The following is a 222-nucleotide window of genomic DNA, read 5'->3' on the forward strand; positions in this document are numbered from 1 at the left end:
GCTCCCTTTCTCATTTCGCAGTGCTACAATTACATTCCTTGACCAGTCTCGGCATTTGTCGTTGTAGCTCCCTTTCTCATTTCGCAGTGCTACAATCCGCCGTTAATAACTGCCCCGATATATAAGGTTGTAGCTCCCTTTCTCATTTCGCAGTGCTACAATTGCGCCCCAATAAGGGTAAACATATTATAGGTTGTAGCTCCCTTTCTCATTTCGCAGTGC

It is taken from the genome of Neisseria sp. HMSC078C12 (assembly GCF_001838065.1).
Lineage (GTDB): Bacteria > Pseudomonadota > Gammaproteobacteria > Burkholderiales > Neisseriaceae > Neisseria.